16 protein-coding genes are annotated in these 15,740 nt (G+C 57.9%); 6 read left to right on the top strand and 10 right to left on the bottom strand.

Features of this window, described 5'->3' with window-relative positions:
• Positions 1–15: 15 nt before the first annotated feature.
• Positions 16–873 (top strand): methyltransferase domain-containing protein, encoded by an 858-nt coding sequence (locus FOM92_RS01310; RefSeq protein ID WP_143774982.1) that lies wholly within the window; start codon positions 16–18, stop codon positions 871–873.
• Here the strand turns inward: FOM92_RS01310 and FOM92_RS01305 are convergent.
• Entirely contained in the window at positions 870–1,280 is a 411-nt protein-coding gene (locus FOM92_RS01305; protein ID WP_143774981.1) for a (deoxy)nucleoside triphosphate pyrophosphohydrolase, read from the bottom strand. The genes FOM92_RS01310 and FOM92_RS01305 overlap by 4 nt on opposite strands.
• Before the next feature lie 84 nt (positions 1,281–1,364).
• On the opposite strand from FOM92_RS01305, the gene FOM92_RS16170 reads away from it, so the two are divergent.
• Positions 1,365–1,538, top strand: a complete 174-nt coding sequence (locus FOM92_RS16170; protein WP_143774980.1) for a Flp family type IVb pilin — start codon at positions 1,365–1,367, stop codon at positions 1,536–1,538.
• 113 nt (positions 1,539–1,651) lie between these two features.
• Entirely contained in the window at positions 1,652–1,810 is a 159-nt protein-coding gene (locus tag FOM92_RS01295; protein ID WP_143774979.1) for a Flp family type IVb pilin, read from the top strand.
• A gap of 93 nt (positions 1,811–1,903) precedes the next feature.
• Here FOM92_RS01295 and FOM92_RS01290 read toward each other — a convergent pair whose 3' ends face one another.
• The 5 genes from FOM92_RS01290 to FOM92_RS15875 all read right to left on the bottom strand — a co-directional run bounded on the left by FOM92_RS01290 (position 1,904) and on the right by FOM92_RS15875 (position 7,321).
• The gene (locus FOM92_RS01290) at positions 1,904–3,400 is read right to left on the bottom strand and encodes a M48 family metalloprotease (protein WP_246087114.1); all 1,497 of its coding nucleotides are present in this window, start codon (positions 3,398–3,400) and stop codon (positions 1,904–1,906) included.
• A gap of 95 nt (positions 3,401–3,495) precedes the next feature.
• Entirely contained in the window at positions 3,496–4,440 is a 945-nt protein-coding gene (locus FOM92_RS01285) for an acetyl-CoA carboxylase carboxyltransferase subunit alpha (protein ID WP_143774978.1), read from the bottom strand.
• Complete coding sequence (locus tag FOM92_RS01280; protein ID WP_143774977.1) at positions 4,437–5,363, bottom strand: tyrosine recombinase; 927 nt, start codon at positions 5,361–5,363, stop codon at positions 4,437–4,439. Before FOM92_RS01280 ends, FOM92_RS01285 begins: the two co-directional genes overlap by 4 nt.
• Positions 5,364–7,184: a hypothetical protein gene (locus FOM92_RS01275; protein ID WP_143774976.1), complete on the bottom strand. Its 1,821-nt coding sequence runs from the start codon at positions 7,182–7,184 to the stop codon at positions 5,364–5,366.
• Positions 7,181–7,321, bottom strand: coding sequence for a hypothetical protein (locus FOM92_RS15875; RefSeq protein WP_170226759.1), 141 nt, complete (start codon positions 7,319–7,321; stop codon positions 7,181–7,183). Before FOM92_RS15875 ends, FOM92_RS01275 begins: the two co-directional genes overlap by 4 nt.
• A 115-nt stretch (positions 7,322–7,436) precedes the next feature.
• Between FOM92_RS15875 and FOM92_RS01270 the strand changes: the two genes are divergently transcribed.
• Positions 7,437–8,000 carry a shikimate kinase gene (locus FOM92_RS01270; protein ID WP_143774975.1) on the top strand — a complete coding sequence of 188 codons (564 nt, stop codon included), beginning with the start codon at positions 7,437–7,439 and terminating at the stop codon, positions 7,998–8,000.
• Positions 7,997–9,097, top strand: coding sequence for a 3-dehydroquinate synthase (gene aroB, locus FOM92_RS01265; protein ID WP_143774974.1), 1,101 nt, complete (start codon positions 7,997–7,999; stop codon positions 9,095–9,097). The genes FOM92_RS01270 and aroB overlap by 4 nt, the downstream gene beginning before the upstream one ends.
• Before the next feature lie 9 nt (positions 9,098–9,106).
• Here the strand turns inward: aroB and FOM92_RS01260 are convergent, their stop codons facing one another.
• From FOM92_RS01260 to radA, 4 genes are all read right to left on the bottom strand, one after another.
• A complete protein-coding gene (locus FOM92_RS01260; protein ID WP_143774973.1) occupies positions 9,107–10,888 on the bottom strand; it encodes a monovalent cation:proton antiporter-2 (CPA2) family protein in 1,782 nt (593 codons plus the stop codon).
• Positions 10,888–11,322, bottom strand: a complete 435-nt coding sequence (locus FOM92_RS01255; RefSeq protein WP_143774972.1) for an iron-sulfur cluster assembly scaffold protein — start codon at positions 11,320–11,322, stop codon at positions 10,888–10,890. Before FOM92_RS01255 ends, FOM92_RS01260 begins: the two co-directional genes overlap by 1 nt.
• Entirely contained in the window at positions 11,319–11,837 is a 519-nt protein-coding gene (locus FOM92_RS01250; protein WP_143774971.1) for a CvpA family protein, read from the bottom strand. The genes FOM92_RS01255 and FOM92_RS01250 overlap by 4 nt, the downstream gene beginning before the upstream one ends.
• An 81-nt stretch (positions 11,838–11,918) precedes the next feature.
• The gene (radA, locus tag FOM92_RS01245) at positions 11,919–13,283 is read right to left on the bottom strand and encodes a DNA repair protein RadA (RefSeq protein WP_143774970.1); all 1,365 of its coding nucleotides are present in this window, start codon (positions 13,281–13,283) and stop codon (positions 11,919–11,921) included.
• A gap of 93 nt (positions 13,284–13,376) precedes the next feature.
• On the opposite strand from radA, the gene FOM92_RS01240 reads away from it, so the two are divergent.
• Positions 13,377–15,734 (top strand): patatin-like protein, encoded by a 2,358-nt coding sequence (locus FOM92_RS01240; protein WP_143774969.1) that lies wholly within the window; start codon positions 13,377–13,379, stop codon positions 15,732–15,734.
• Positions 15,735–15,740: the final 6 nt, after the last annotated feature.

The following is a 15,740-nucleotide window of genomic DNA, read 5'->3' as shown; positions in this document are numbered from 1 at the left end:
CTCCACAAGACAGAAATGAAGTCATCCCAAACACCTCCCGAGATATTCGACCGGCGGCGCCGCTATGCCTTGCGACAACGTGCGCAATCCAAAGCGGCAGACGCCTTTCTCTGGCACTATGTGGCGCAGGAGATGACGGAGCGGCTGGCCCTGGTAACGCGAACCTTTGAGGACGTGTTGATGATCGGCCCAATCGCGGCTTTCGCACAGGAGATTCTGGGCGAACGCACCTGCAATGTGCATAGAGTCGATATTGTAGACCCGTCAGCCCCGGCGATGCGGCAGGCGGAAGAAGACAGATTGCCTTTCGAACCCCACAGTTTCGATCTGGTCATATCTGGGGGCGTGCTGGACAGCGTCAACGATCTGCCCGGTGCCCTGATCCAGATCCGGCACATCCTGAAACCCGATAGCCTGTTTCTGGGGCATATGTTCGGGGCAGGTTCGCTTGCGACGCTAAAAGCGCATATGGTTGCGGCGGAAGCGCCGGTTGCGACACCCCATATCCATCCGCAAATCGACCTGCGCAGCGCCGCCGACCTGCTGTCACGCGCAGGATTTACCCTGCCCGTTGCGGACGGCGATATATTGCCCGTTCGCTATGGCGACTGGCGCAGGCTGGTTCGGGACATACGCGAAGCGGGCATTGGCAATGCACTGGCTGGGCCCCGCCGCTATCTGGGACGTGAGTATCTGGCCCGGCTGGACCACGCCTGGCAAGACGCGGCCGACCAAAGCGGTCGGTGTGAAGAACAGTTCATGCACCTGTTCCTGAGCGGCTGGGCACCATCGGCGAATCAGCCCAAACCCGCCCGGCGTGGCAGCGGCGAGGTGTCGCTGGCGTCGATCTTGCGGCCATCCGGTAAAGACTAGGTCATAGTTTCAAGAAAGCGCACCAAAGGTTCATCGGCGGGCGGCATTGGTAGGTCGTGCATATTGGCCGCCGTGCGCCAGCATAGCTCCGGACTTTCCAAAGCGATCGGCTCTCCCTGCCAACGGGTGCAGCGATAGAGGAGCAGAATCATATTCCGGTCACCATTTTGCGCGCTCGCAAAGGTCAAAGGAATCAGATTTTGGCCGTCTACATCGATGCCAAGTTCCTCTTTCAGTTCGCGCACCAATGCTGATTCGGGGGATTCGCCGCTTTCAACCTTGCCGCCGGGGAACTCCCAAAGCCCCGCCATTTGACGCCCCTCGGGCCTCTTTTGCAGCAATATTTCACCGACTTCGTTGGTTAACGCGGCAGCAACCACAAGCAGCATTGTCGGATTTTTTTCCATTTTCTCATCGCCTTGCAAGTTTTTGTTAACGCTTCTGTGGGAAATCCTGACTGCTCGCAACCAGGGAAAGAAGTGGGGCCAGAGATGTTGGAACTAATTCGTCGTATCACGCGATGCGAACAGGGGGCGACGGCTGTGGAGTATGGTTTGATTGTTTCACTGATTGTTATCGCAATCGTGGCATCACTTGGTGAATTCGGGGAAGGTTCCAAGAGTATGTGGAACCAGGTTTCGAATAAAATTATTAATGCAAGCTAAGTGGCGTTAACGATTTGGTATAGATTTGGGAATAATCAGGCCAAAGTCGGATAGTTTTATAAGTAATAAAAATATCCGCTCGGGTGAATTGAACAAGCAACAGGAGACCTAAAATGAAAGTTATCAAGAAACTCTTCAAGAACGAAGACGGCGCGACTGCAATTGAATACGGCCTGATCGCCGCTCTGATCGCAGTTGCAGCTATCACTGCAATGGGCAGCCTCGGCAACAACCTGTCGAACACGTTCACTGAAGTCAGCAACAGCCTCTAATAGAAGCTGTTCTGATCGGGTACTAGTTACCTGACAGGAAATAGAGGGCGGTAACTTCGGTTACCGCCCTTTTTTGTTGTCGATTACTCGACATCAATAGGTAACTATTTTGACTTTCTGTCCTATCGTCACATTTTGATTGGCAGAAAGGCCATTCAGCGCCCGAAACCGTTCCGTCTGCAGCGATGTATAGGCCATGCGCGACGACAGGGACGAAAGGGTATCACCCTTTGCCACGGTCACGACACGCAATTTGCGCGGTTTGATGGCCGCTGCCTGAGAATCCGACAGACGTGCCATGCTGCTGAACATGGAATTGAACGGAGTGGAATTGGCGGCCGTGATCGTGATGAAATGATAGCCGACATTGCCGCCCCATTCATAGGCAAACACCGTCACCTCGCGCGCGCCCTGCTGTGTGTTGACAATGGTGGACGAATAAAAGGCCGGTATGCCGTTGACCGTCGTCTGGCGAATATCCCCCACCGGTATGGACATATTCTGTCCTGACACCGACTTGAAAGCCGCGGCCACATAAGCCTGACGATCGCCGTTGAAATAGCCTTGCGCGAAAATCGCTTTACCGCTGTTCCCATTGATGGACACCGCATCTGTCCCGTTCTGCATCCCGAATCCGGTTGGGGCGGTGAACTTCATCTTGATGAGCGGATGCAGAAACTCCTGCCCTTCCACCACGCCCTGGGCAGGATCGTCGCCATAGAGCATTCCGTTGATGGCCGCCAAATGCGAATCTGCCTTGCGCACGCTGCTGGCCGGATAGGCTTTCGCGCCGTTTGCAGCGCGTACGACCCGTCGTGCGGGATCGGGATGGGTACTCGCCCATTCGGGCACCCGGTTATCGCCCATCCCGGACACCCGGACATCGACCGCGGTTTGCAATGCCAGCGAGTTCAGCATCGATGATAGCGCCGTAGGATCATAACCGGCCTTGCTGAGATAGCGGATGCCATAATCATCGGCCTCCTCTTCCTGGCCGCGGGAATATTTCAGGCTGAACAACTGGGCAAGCGTGCCTGAATATTGCTTGAGTCCACCACCCAGCGCGCCGAGCAAGCCGCCACTGTCGCCAATTACCGCACCCAATATGGAACCGCCTACGCCCAGGATATTTGCAATCGTTGCATTTTTCTGCCGCTTCTGGCTGTGGCGGGCCGCCGTATGGCCGACTTCATGGCCCAGAACGCCGGCCATCTCCGCCTCGCTGTTGCAAAGCGCGACCAGTTGCCGCGTGATGTAAACATAGCCGCCGGGAATCGCGAAGGCATTGTTCACCGGGGAATTGAGCAGCGTGACCGTAAAGTCGCTTTCGGCATTGCCCAGCCCGGATTGCACGGCGATCCCCTTGCCCACGCGCACCACATAGGCCGTCTGCGGACTTTGCATGGCGCCGCCAAATTCTTTCAGGATTTCAGGATGATATTTGGCGCCTTCAGACTTTTCCTGTGCCGTGAAAGGTTTGGGCACGGCGGCGACGGATTTTTTCTGCGCCGCGACGGGTGTGGCGGTATTCAGGGCCGCCAGCGACATTATTGCCCCGCCCAAAATCAAAGTCTTCCTGGTCACATGCATATAGGGTCTCCTTGGGTCGCGAGAACCAGAATAGCATGAATTATGTTCCGCGGGCGTAAAATCTCGACCCGCAGCAAGGGCTTACCTCCGAAAAATCAGGCACCCATTGCGAGGAATTTGGCGCGCCGCTGCTGCAAAAGTTCTTTGCTGCTGAAGGCGGACAGAGCGTCCAGCTCTTCGCCGATTGCCTTGCCCAGCGATGCCGCCGCCATGCCATGGTCGCGGTGGGCGCCGCCCATCGGTTCTTTGACGATGCGGTCAATCACGCCGAGGGATTTCAGATCTTCGGCGGTCATCTTCATGGCCTGCGCCGCGTCGGCCGCCTTGTCGCCGGTGCGCCACAAGATGGATGCACAGCCTTCGGGCGAAATGACGGAATAGACAGCATGTTCAAACATCAGCACCCGGTCCGCCGCCGCCAGCGCGACCGCACCGCCGGAACCGCCTTCACCCACGATGCAGGCGATCATGGGGACCCCCAGTTGCAGGCATTTCTCCGTCGAACGGGCAATCGCTTCGGCCTGGCCGCGTTCTTCTGCCTGTATGCCGGGAAAGGCTCCGGAAGTGTCCACAAGGCTGACCACAGGTATCGAAAATCTGTCGGCCAGTTCCATCAGACGAATGGCCTTGCGGTAACCTTCCGGTTTTCCCATGCCGAAATTATGGCGCAGGCGGCTTTGTGTGTCGTCGCCCTTTTCATGACCGATCACCATCACCCTGCGACCACTGAGCCGCGCAAGGCCGCCCAAAATGGCCTGGTCATCGGCAAAGGCCCGGTCTCCGGCGAGGGGAAGGAAATCGTCAAAAATCGACGCGATAAAATGCTTGAAATGTGGACGCTCGGGATGCCGGGCGACTTGCGTTTTCTGCCAGGCCGTCAGCTTGCTGTACGTGTCTTTCAGCTGCTTGTCGGCCTTGTCACGCAATTTGCTAATTTCCGCGCCAACGTCGACTTCACTTTCATCGGCAGCTTCCTGTAGCTCAATGATACGCGCTTCCAACGCCGCGATGGGCTTTTCGAAATCCAGATAGACGGTCATGCCAGCGGGTTAGAACCTGAAGCGCCCCGGGTCAACGTGCGGTTTGCCAAAGGATGGCGCTTGTTCACAAGTTCGACGAGCCGGCTGCTGTCGACATGGGTATAAATTTGCGTCGTGGCGATGTCGGCATGGCCCAGCATCGCCTGCAAAGCCCGTAAATTGGCGCCGCCGGCCAATAAATGCGTTGCAAAGGCATGGCGCAATACATGCGGGCTTATCTTGTCGGGATCAAGCCCGGCCTTGGCCGCAAGCGATTTGATAATCTGGTATAGCCGGATACGGCTGATATGCTTTCCGCGCGACGGAAAGAGATAGCGGGAATCCTTGGGCACAAAGGCCAGCCAAGCACCAACCGCCTGTCGCGCCCTGTCCGAAATGGGAACCAGCCGTTCCTTGTTGCCTTTCCCGGTCAGAATAATGAAAGGCCGGTCCGAAACAACGGAACTGCGCGGCAGAGATACTAATTCCGTTGCGCGCAACCCTGATCCGTAAAGAAGCTCGACCAGCGCCGCGAGGCGATAGTCCTTTTCGCCGGGATCGGGTTTCGACAAAGCCTGTTCCACCGTCTGGAAAAGCAGGTCGACTTCATGGGTGTCCAGAATTTTGGGCAGTGCGCGTCCCAGCGACGGTTTGGGCAATGCCGAAGACGGGTTATCCTCCCGCAGTCCCTCTTCCTGCAAAAAGGCATAGAATCGACGAAGTGCGGAAACCTTACGCGCTACAGAGCTGTTGGCCAGACCGCCCCATTGGCGGGCAAGATCGGCCAAAACAGCGGCATTGGCGGTGGCAAGCCTTCCTCCTGTCAAGTTGGATGCTGCACTCAGGTCGCTTTGATAGGCCAGAAGAGTGTTGCGGGCGACCCCGCGCTCGGCCGCCATCATTTCAAGGAAACGATCAATCAGGTTCGTGTCGTTCGAGGACATTCAACCGAAGGCTACAGCCTCGGCCGCAATCATTCGCGCCTCTGCCTCCAACCCGACCTGCTTGAGCGAGCGTACAATATAATAGAGATGGTTTGCAGGCACCAAAGCCCAGTTTGGTGCTTGCATTCCGGCAAGAGCCATCAAGGCAACGGTTCCTTGCTCCCCGCGTTCGGCGGCCGAAGTGATTGCACGGCTCCACGGCGTCTGGCGCGTCACATTTATTTCAAGATCGCGTCCGAAATCCGACTGAGCCCCGGAGTCAACACGTCCCAGTCCTGCAAGGCCTGCGAGCAGCAGAGCCGATTTATGTGCCTTTTCGCTATCGTCGCCGCTGTAAAAGTCACCGAGCGCACCTGAATCGACCGACACCACATTGGTGGGAGACCCCAGCGCAAGCAGCGCCCAACCCAAAGTGCCTTCATCAACTATGTTTGACCATGCCGCAGCATTGCGATCCAGTCCGGCAGTCAGCATGGAGGCAATCAGTTGGTCGGCAGCCCCGGCATGGGCTTCGTCCGGCCTGATCAGGGCCGCCGCCCGTGCTGTCATGACCAACGCGCCGTGGTAATCCGCACCAGCGGTGGCACCGGTCCATAGCGATGCCATCGCAGCAACTTTGGCGGCATCGCCCGAGGCTGTGTAGGCTGAACGCAAACCTTCCGCGCGGCTTTTTACAGGATCAGGGGCCTCTGTATCATCGATAACCTGACCATAGAGGTCAACCATTTCCCGGTTGGAATATATTCCCAATGCAGCCGCCTGGGGGGCATATTTCGCACGGATCGCAGCCTGGAACATCGGCAGTTGCACACGCCAGCCTGCCATTTGTCGGCCGCTCTTAGCGAATAGCCTGTCCGGTGGTTCCAGTCCGGTCGCCGAAGCGAGACCAAAGCGCCATGGGTTCATCCCTTCGACGCCTTCCCATTCGATCTTTACCGACCGGCGGCCGTTGATACCGGCACCAACGGCTTTCTCGGTCAGGCGGTAATCGACGCCCCGAACCCACCCCTGGTAGCGGCCCTGATTTATGAATGCGGTGGCACTGCCCTGCTCTCCGGCCAGGGAGGCGCAGATTGCGCGCGCCATTTTCCAGCGTCCGTCATTGACCAGCCGAACCGCATTTTCAACCAGAGGGCACATGCCCGAAAGATCCGCATTGGCAAGATACACTTGCAGCGCAACCTCGTGCATACGCTTGGTATAATTGCCTGCGTCCACTTCCTGGATCAGATGACGGGCCGATACCGAATCGCCCATACGCAGCAAGAGCCAGGCTCTTTCCGCCGTCCAGTCCGCGCCATTCACACCTTTCGGGGTGCTGGTCCGGCTGATGAGCAGGCGGCGGCCCATTATCGTGCCCCAACGCGACGCGATCGGCCCTGTTGTGCGGTTAACCACCTGTTTCAGGAAAGTGCCATCAAGGGCACCAAAGGATTCCGAGGGAAAGCCGCCCGACGCGTCCGAAATCACACCGACAGCCGAAAGCGACCGCCGTGCGGCAGGAGGGACGTCATATTTGATGACGAGCTCTTCTTCCTCTTCCTCTTCTTCGTCCTCCTCTTCTGCATCGGCAGCATCGGGATTGTCCGTGGCTGCTGTCGCCAGTGGATCGCCGGGCGTTGTCGGCCGCACCGAAGTAGAAGGCGTTGTCTGGCCCGTACTATTGGGCGTAGGCCGTGTGTTCGCTGGCGGCGGAGTGGGATCGCCAAATCCTTCAGGCAACAGCGACTCCGGACCTTGCTGGCCCAGGGCAGGCAATGCAAATACCAGCGCCAGCGCGCTGGCGGCAAACAACACTGTTTTTGTAGCTTTTTTGGTCAACTTTGCGGGCCCGCTTCTTCTGCCGGTGCTTGTACCGGAATTTCCATGTACTGCAATGGCCACTGGCAATCGGACCATCCCAAATTGCGCAACTCCGCCATGTCCGGAGCGGCAGCGGGAAAAATGCCAACAGCCATGCGCCTCCTCTTGCCCGCCTGTGCCCTTTCCACTGGTCATTGTTTTAAAGGCGTGTTGGGTTTTGCGGCAAATTGCTTTCCGGTTGCACCTAGCCGATATATAGCCCCCATCGCAATGGGTTCACATGATGATCTGAATTCCCCTTCCGCGGGACCGGCGAAAACAGCGCCATTGGAGCGTTCGGTGGTCCTTGTCGGTATGATGGGCGTTGGAAAAACCAGCATCGGCAAAAGACTTGCCGCGCGTCTGGGGTGTGAATTTGTCGATGCCGATGAAGAGATTGAAACCGCAGCGGGAATGACCATTGCGGAGATTTTCGAAAAATTTGGTGAACCTTATTTCCGGGACGGGGAACGTCGTGTTGTTGCCCGCCTGATCGAGGGCGAGCCCAAGATAATTGCGACGGGCGGCGGTGCCTTTGTGAACGATGCGACCCGTGCATTGATCCGGGAGCGCGCGCTTTCGATATGGCTCGACGCCGATGTCCATATTTTGGCCGACCGTGTATCGCGGCGAAACAACCGGCCGCTGCTAAAGGGCCGCGATCCGGTCGAGGTGCTTACCGAACTTGGCAGGGTCCGAAACCCGCTCTATGCCGAGGCCAACATCCACATAAGAAGCGACGCGTCGCCGCACGCCCGCACCGTTGAAAACATCCTGAAAGCCATTTCTGCATGAGCACAGTCACCGTCGATCTTGCCGACCGGCCCTATGACATCCGGATAAAGGCCGGACTTCTTCAGGACATTGCGCAACAAGTTTCGTCCTATGCCCGGTCCGGACGGTTTCTGGTCGTCACCGACACCAATGTCGCCCGCGAGGTTTGGCCCGACGTGCACGCGTCGTTAACGCGCGCCAATTTGGCCGCAGAACTGTTCACATTGCCGGCCGGGGAAGATGGCAAAAGTTGGGAGCAGTTGGAGAAACTGACCGACTGGCTGCTGGAAAACCATATTGAACGCAGCGACCACATCCTCGCGCTCGGTGGCGGAGTTGTGGGCGACATCACCGGATTTGCCGCACATATCATCAAGCGCGGCTGTTCATTCATACAGATTCCCACAACATTGCTGGCGCAAGTGGACAGCAGCGTCGGCGGCAAGACCGCCATCAACAGCAAGGCGGGCAAAAATCTGGTTGGTGCGTTTCATCAACCGTCCCTTGTTCTCATTGACCCGGATGTGCTGGAATCCCTTCCACGGCGCCAACTAGCGGCCGGTTTTGCCGAAGTGGTGAAATATGGCCTGATCGATGATCCGGATTTCTTTGACTGGTGTGACAGCAATCTGGACGCGTTCTTCGCCGGTGATGCCGAGGCACGCCGCTATGCCATCCAGCATTCTGTAACATCCAAGGCCCGCATTGTTGCGGCAGATGAAAAGGAACTGACCGGCACGCGGGCACTTCTCAATCTCGGCCACACGTTCGGGCATGCGCTGGAGGCGGATACCGGCTTTTCCGACCGGCTTTTCCACGGTGAAGCGGTCGCGACGGGGATGGCACTCGCCTTCCGCTATTCCGTCCGGCTCGGCTTATGCCGTCAGGATGATGCCGACCGCGCGGCGGACGTACTGCACAGGGCCGGATTGCCCGTCACTCTGGCAGATGCGGGTGTCACGGCAAATGGAACAACGCTTGTGGACTATATGCTTCACGACAAGAAAATGTCTGGCGGCAAACTGCCATTCCTTCTTGCCCGAGGCATTGGCCGGACGTTTCTTTCAAAAGATGTCGACCTTGCAGATGTTGCTGCTTTTCTGGACAACCAGGCGTAACGATCCCGCTTACTCGTAGAGAAAATCGTCGGAGTCATCCCCGCCGAAGCTGTGCCGCTGGCCTGCATGCATGTCGCCGCTTTCGAACTGCGCGGTCATCCGGTTTTTGTCGCGTACGCGGAATTCGCTGACGATCTTTTCGATCTGCGGTTTTGCCACTCCCATGGACTTTAGCCCCTCGACCGCCAGCCGGATCGACGATTCAAACACTTCGCGCACTATGGTGATTTCGGTGTCGTGCATCAGTTCGATCGCCTGCCGCCGGTCATAGGCGCGGACAAAAATCCGTGTCTTGGGAAAGGCCTGACGCACGGGTGTCAGCGTTTCTGCATCAAGGTCACGGTCATTAATGCAAAAGAATATCGCGCAGGCCTTTTCCGCACCCGCGCGCTGCAGCAGATCGATACGGGTTCCATCACCGTAGAAAACCTTGCGCCCGAATTCGCCGCTGAGGTCGATTGTTTCCGGGTTGATGTCGATCAGCGTCACGCTCCGGCCCGCGGCGTACATGATTTGCGCAACCTGCTGGCCAAAGCGGCCATGTCCTACGACAATGATATTTGCCTGCGCCGCCAGTTCCGGGTCATCCAACTGCACTTCACTCGCCTGTTTGCGGGTTGCCAGCTTGCCTGCGAGGATCATCAGGAACGGGGTGGAGGCCATCGACAAAGTGACCACCGCACCAAACAGGCTGGCAGCCTCTGGTTCGATCAGCAACGCACCTTGCGCTGCGGCAAATAACACAAACCCGAATTCCCCGCCCTGGCTGAGCAGCAGGGCCGTGATGATGGATGCCGAACCGCTCAGCCCGAAAAAACGGGCGAGCAGAAAGATCACGCTGGTTTTGACGAGGATCAGGGCCACAGCGAGGCCGAGGACAACCCCGGGTTGCGCGGCGATAACATCCAGATCGAGCAACATTCCAACGGCAAGGAAGAACAGACCGAGCAGGATCGAACGGAACGGGTCAATATCTGCCTCCAGCTCATGCCGGTAAGGCGATTCGGCCAGCATGACACCCGCCACAAAAGCACCGAGTGCGGCGGACACACCGATCATTTGCATGACGGCTGCGCTTGCACAGACGGTGAAGAGCCCGGTGACGATGAACAATTCCCGCTCCGAGATTTTGCCAACAAGCCTGAGCAGAGGTGCCAGCAAATAGCGGCCTGCCAGCACCAGGCCGATAATGGCCAGTATCGCATAGACTACCAGCAGCCATCCGCTGACCGCGCCTTCCTCCGCCGGGGCACGGGAAAGAGCAGCAACGATTGTCAGCAAGGGGACGATCGAAAGATCCTGGAAGAGCAAAATCGAGAAGCTTTTCTCGCCATAATCGGTTTTCAGTCGCCCTCTTGATTGCAAAAGGGGCAGCACCTGCGCAGTTGATGACAGGGCGAGCGGCAGTCCCAGAACCAAAGCAGCTTCCCAACTAAAACTCGGCATAGCCAGCTGGATCACGGCAAACATCGCAAGCCCGCACAAGGCGACCTGTAACGGGCCGAACAGCAATATGTCCCGCCGCATCAGCCACAGCCGGCTTGGCGAAAGCTCCAGCCCGACGAGGAAGAGCAGAAGAATGATACCGATTTCGGAATAGGCAAGGATCGTCTGGGCTTCACCAATCAGGCCCAGGCCATCGGGACCGATGGCAATCCCTGCAACCAGATAGCCGAGGACCGCACCCAGACCCAATCGGCGGAAGATCAGCACGGCGACCAATGCCGCGCCCAGCAACACAACGCCGCCAAACATAACGTCAGCGGCCAGATGGTGAGTCGATTCTTCCATCAGCTCGCCAGTTTCATCTGCGCCGCAGCGGCCAATATGGCGTCATAAGGCAACAGAATGGCCGCGTGGCGTGAAGGATAATCCCGGGCGGGCGCAAGCAAAGCCAATTCGGGCCAGTGCGCGGGCATTTCCCCATTTTGCTTGAGGGCCTGCTCTAACCCATCGCGGATTTCGGCAATATGCTCTACATCGCAGCCTGTGGCATGCGCGCGGACGATAGCGGCGGAGGCCTGACCCAAAGCGCATGCATTGGCACGCAGGGCGATCGCCGTGATCGTCCCGTTGGCGCCCATTACGATTTCCGCGTGGATTCGGCTGCCGCATATAGGGGACCGGCTTTCGGCAACGCCGTCGGGATTATCCAGACGCTCACCCGCCACCAGAGAGGTGGCCAGACGCAAAATGTCCCGGTTGTAAAGTGCGCTGTCCATCATTCAGCCGTGTTGGTTTCGGTCGTATCGCGTTGCTGGCGAACAAATTCGGACATGGCATTCCCGCTGGCGTTCAATAAGGGATAGGTGCGCGATTTCACCATCCAGTCGGGCCGCGGCTCTTTGTCGCCAAACAGCGTTTCATATCCCATCACGAGCAACAGGAATATGAGCGTCGAAAAGATCAGCCCCTTCAGCATGCCGAACCCGAAACCCAGAACACGATCAATAGGTCCCAGCACCGATTTCCGGGACTTTTTCCCGATCGATTTGGCGATCCATTTGCCAAGGGCGTAGGTTACGATGACGATGGCCAGAAATGCGAGGACGGCAGCCCCGGAATCGGTACCGATTGGCTCGCTTAACGCCGCCGATGCCGGTGCGTGGAAAACGCGTACCGCCGCAATGATCAATATCCAGGCGATAAGCGAAAGTGCTTCCTGCACAAATCCGCGAATGAAGCCGAATATCGCCCCGCTTCCGAGCAAGAAAAGCACGATGATATCGAGAGCCGTCATGCTGCTGTTGCTAAGGGTGCGTGGATGCAAAGACAAGAGCGAGATTGCAATTTACACCCGCCGGAACCTGCCACCCCGTCCTCAGTTTCGCCCGAGCATATGATCCACAAGCTGGGCCAATGTGCGGAACTCCTGCGTCGAAACGCCCGATTGCGCCGTTACCGAAGGCGGCACCAAAGCGCGGCTGAAGCCCAATTTGGCGGATTCCTTCAGCCGTAAGGCCGCATGCGCCACAGGGCGGATTTCACCCGACAGCGCGACTTCGCCAAACAGGACGGCATCCGACGGCAATGGCCGTTCGGACAAGGCAGAAACCAGCGCGGCAGCAACCGCAAGATCGGCCGCCGGGTCGGAGATGCGATAGCCGCCTGCAATGTTCAGATAAACTTCCGCCGTCGAAAAACTGAGGCCGCAGCGCGCCTCAAGAACGGCGAGGATCATCGCCAAACGCCCGCTATCCCATCCGACAACCGCCCGGCGGGGGGTCGCGCCGCTGGAGAGGCGCACGACGAGCGCCTGGATTTCCACCAAAACCGGACGTGTGCCCTCGAGTGCCGGAAATACGGTCGCGCCGGTAACCTGTTCGGCCCGGTCCGTGAGAAACAAGGCACTGGGGTTCCCGACTTCGGCCAGCCCCTCTTCCTGCATGGAAAAAACGCCGATCTCGTCCGTGCCGCCAAAGCGGTTTTTGGATGCCCGCAAGATTCGGTATTGGTGGCTGCGCTCGCCTTCGAAGGCCAGCACGGTATCAACCATATGTTCCAGAACGCGCGGCCCTGCGATTGTGCCGTCTTTGGTAACATGGCCAACGAGCATAAGGGCCGAGCCACGCTCCTTTGCAAAACGGATAAGCTCCTGTGCCGAGGCGCGCACCTGGCTCACCGTTCCGGGGGCACCTTCAATGAGGTCGCTGTGCATCGTCTGGATGGAATCGATAACCAGCAAGGCCGGCGGCGCGCCCTGGCCGATCGTGGTCAGTATGTCCCGAACCGATGTCGCGGATGCCAACTGCACCGGGGCATCCCCCAGACCGAGCCGTCGGGCGCGCAAACGTACCTGATCCACGGCCTCTTCCCCGGAAATATAGGCGACCGACAATCCGCGCCGCGCAAGATTGGCAGCAGCCTGCAGCAACAGGGTGGATTTGCCGATCCCTGGGTCGCCGCCCAGCAATGTGGCCGAGCCTGGGACCAGCCCACCGCCCAGCGCGCGATCAAATTCCGCAATGCCGGTTGATGCCCTTTCGGGAAGCTTGATATCGCTGTCGAGACCGGACAGTTCCACCGACCGGCCGCCTGAACGCAAATGATGCTTCATTTCAAAAACGGTCGCACCTGCTTCTTCGACGAGCGTATTCCACTCCCCGCAATCATCGCACTGCCCCTGCCAGCGCGTCGCTTCCGAGCCGCATGCCTGACATACATATCTGCGTTTTGCCTTTGCCATAAAAGCGGAATAACAGAACATAACAGGAACTCAAGCCCCAATGCGGTCGCTTCTTCGCTTGCGCACTGGGTTCACCGGTGCCACACCCCTGTCATGCGGGAAAAAGAATTGAGACTGGCGCTGATCTGTTATGGCGGGGTCAGTCTTGCAATATACATGCATGGGGTAACGCGCGAAATTTGGCACCTTATCCGTGCCAGCCGCGCTTATCATGACAGCGATAACGACCTGGGCGGCAGCGAGAAAGTCTATCGCGATCTGCTGGCACGGATCGAAGATATTGCCGGTACAAAATTGCGCATCTTCACCGACATCATTGCAGGGTCCAGCGCGGGCGGAATCAACGGCGTCTTTTTGTCCCAAGCCATCGTAACCGGACAGTCCCTCGCACCGCTTACCGACCTTTGGCTGGAAAAGGCCGATGTGGAAGTCCTGCTCGATCCCGATGCCCGGCCACTATCCCGCTTCTCAAAATTCTGGGCTATCCCAATTGCCTGGATGATTTTGCGGCGCAAAGGCGGTGCAATTGATCGACTGGTTGCCGATGAAGCGAAGGATGAGGTGGCTACCAAATTGTCACGATTCGTCCGGGCCCGCTGGTTTGCGCCACCCTTTGGAGGGCGCGTATTTTCCGGCCTGTTGCTGGATGCGTTCGACGCCATGGCAAAGGGCATGACCGGCAAAACGCTGTTGCCGCAACACCAGCCGCTGGACCTGTTTGTAACGGTCACTGACTTTGCCGGGCACGACCAGATACTGATGCTCAACAGCCCGTCGATGGTCGTTGAATCCGAGCATCGCATCACAATCAGTTTTTCGACCCGTGGAAGAACTGGCAAGGATATCGGCGCCGTTCCGGAACTCGTATTCGCCGCCCGGGCTACGGCCAGCTTTCCCGGAGCGTTCCCGCCCTTTTCCGCACATGAACTGGACGCCCAGATCCACGCACGCAATCTGGTCTGGGAAGGTCGCGACAGCTTTTTGCAGCGGATATTGCCGCAACAATTCGCGGCAGGTGTTGCAGCCGACACGATGCTGATCGATGGCTCGGTACTCGCCAATGCACCTTTCAATCAGGCAATCGAAGCTTTGCGCAACCGGCCTGCCCGGCGCGAAGTCGATCGCCGCTTCGTTTATATTGATCCCAAACCGGGCCGGCCCAGTTTCCGCTTCGGCAAGCGGGGCGGTTCGAACGCCAAGGACGGGATGCGATTAAAGCCACCGGGCTTTTTCTCCACCATTTTCGGGGCCACATCGAACATTCCGCGGGAACAGCCCATCCGCGACAGTCTGGAAAAATTGGAAGGTCGCACCGAACGGGTGGAGCGGATGCGCCAGATCACCGACAGCCTGCGGCTTGAAGTGGAAAACACGATCGAAAAAATGCTGGGAAAGACCTGGTTCCTGTCCCAGCCCACCCCACAACGGCTAGAAAAATGGCGTGTGACCGCGAACCAGAAAGGCGCTCTGGCTGCAGGATATAGCTACCCTGCATATGGCCATCTTAAAATGGCCGGCGTGGTGGATGACATTATCGCCATAGCGCGACGCGCCTATCCCGACGGGCCCTCCATGCATTACCGCAAGTTGAGAGCAGCAATATGGGAGGAAATACGCCGTCGCGGACTGGAGGCCATGTCGGGAGAACAAGGTGTTGGTGCGACCAAACAATCTATCGAGTTTTTCCGCGATCACGATATCCGGTTCCGCATCCGCCGTTTGCGCTTTCTGGCGCGTCGCCTCGCACATGAAATCGAGGCGGATTATGGAACCGAAGGCATCGGCACAAAAGCGATGCATGACAATATATATGCCTGCCTTTCCCTCTTTCTGGAACGGGAAACATCCGAATATCTGGGCGACGATTTCATCCAGCTGGTGCAGGCCGGTATCGAAAAGCCCGGTGCGTTAATCGACGCGCTGGCTGAACGGCGCAAGCTGATCGAAACTGACCGTCTCGCCGACCGCATGCTGTGCGATGCTCTGTTGCAGATGCCCGACGAAAACCGCCGGATCATGTTACTCGGCTATATCGGCTACCCTTTATACGACATCGCAACTTTGCCGTTGTTACAAGGCGAAGGCCTGGACGAATTTGATCCTGTCAAAGTGGATCGCATCTCTCCTGAAGATTGCAATGCCATCCGGACCGGCGGCGCTGCCAATGTATTGAAGGGTATAGAGCTCAACAATTTCGGTGCATTTTTTAGCCGAGCCTATCGCGAGAACGACTATCTTTGGGGCCGCCTGCATGGTGCGGAGCGTTTGATAGACATAACGCTTTCATCCCTGCCGCCGACTGCGACGCTACCCGACGCAGAAGTGCGCGAATTTAAACGGGCCATGTTCAGCGCAATATTGGACGAGGAATCGCCACGCCTGCACCGGATCAAGCCGTTGATCCGGTCACTGCGTTCCGAGATAGAGGCACTGGGCGGGACGGCGCCTTAGGTTCCG

This window comes from Sphingorhabdus contaminans, assembly GCF_007280415.1.
Classification (GTDB): domain Bacteria; phylum Pseudomonadota; class Alphaproteobacteria; order Sphingomonadales; family Sphingomonadaceae; genus Sphingorhabdus_B; species Sphingorhabdus_B contaminans.
This window is presented reverse-complemented; position numbering and strand designations above follow the sequence as displayed.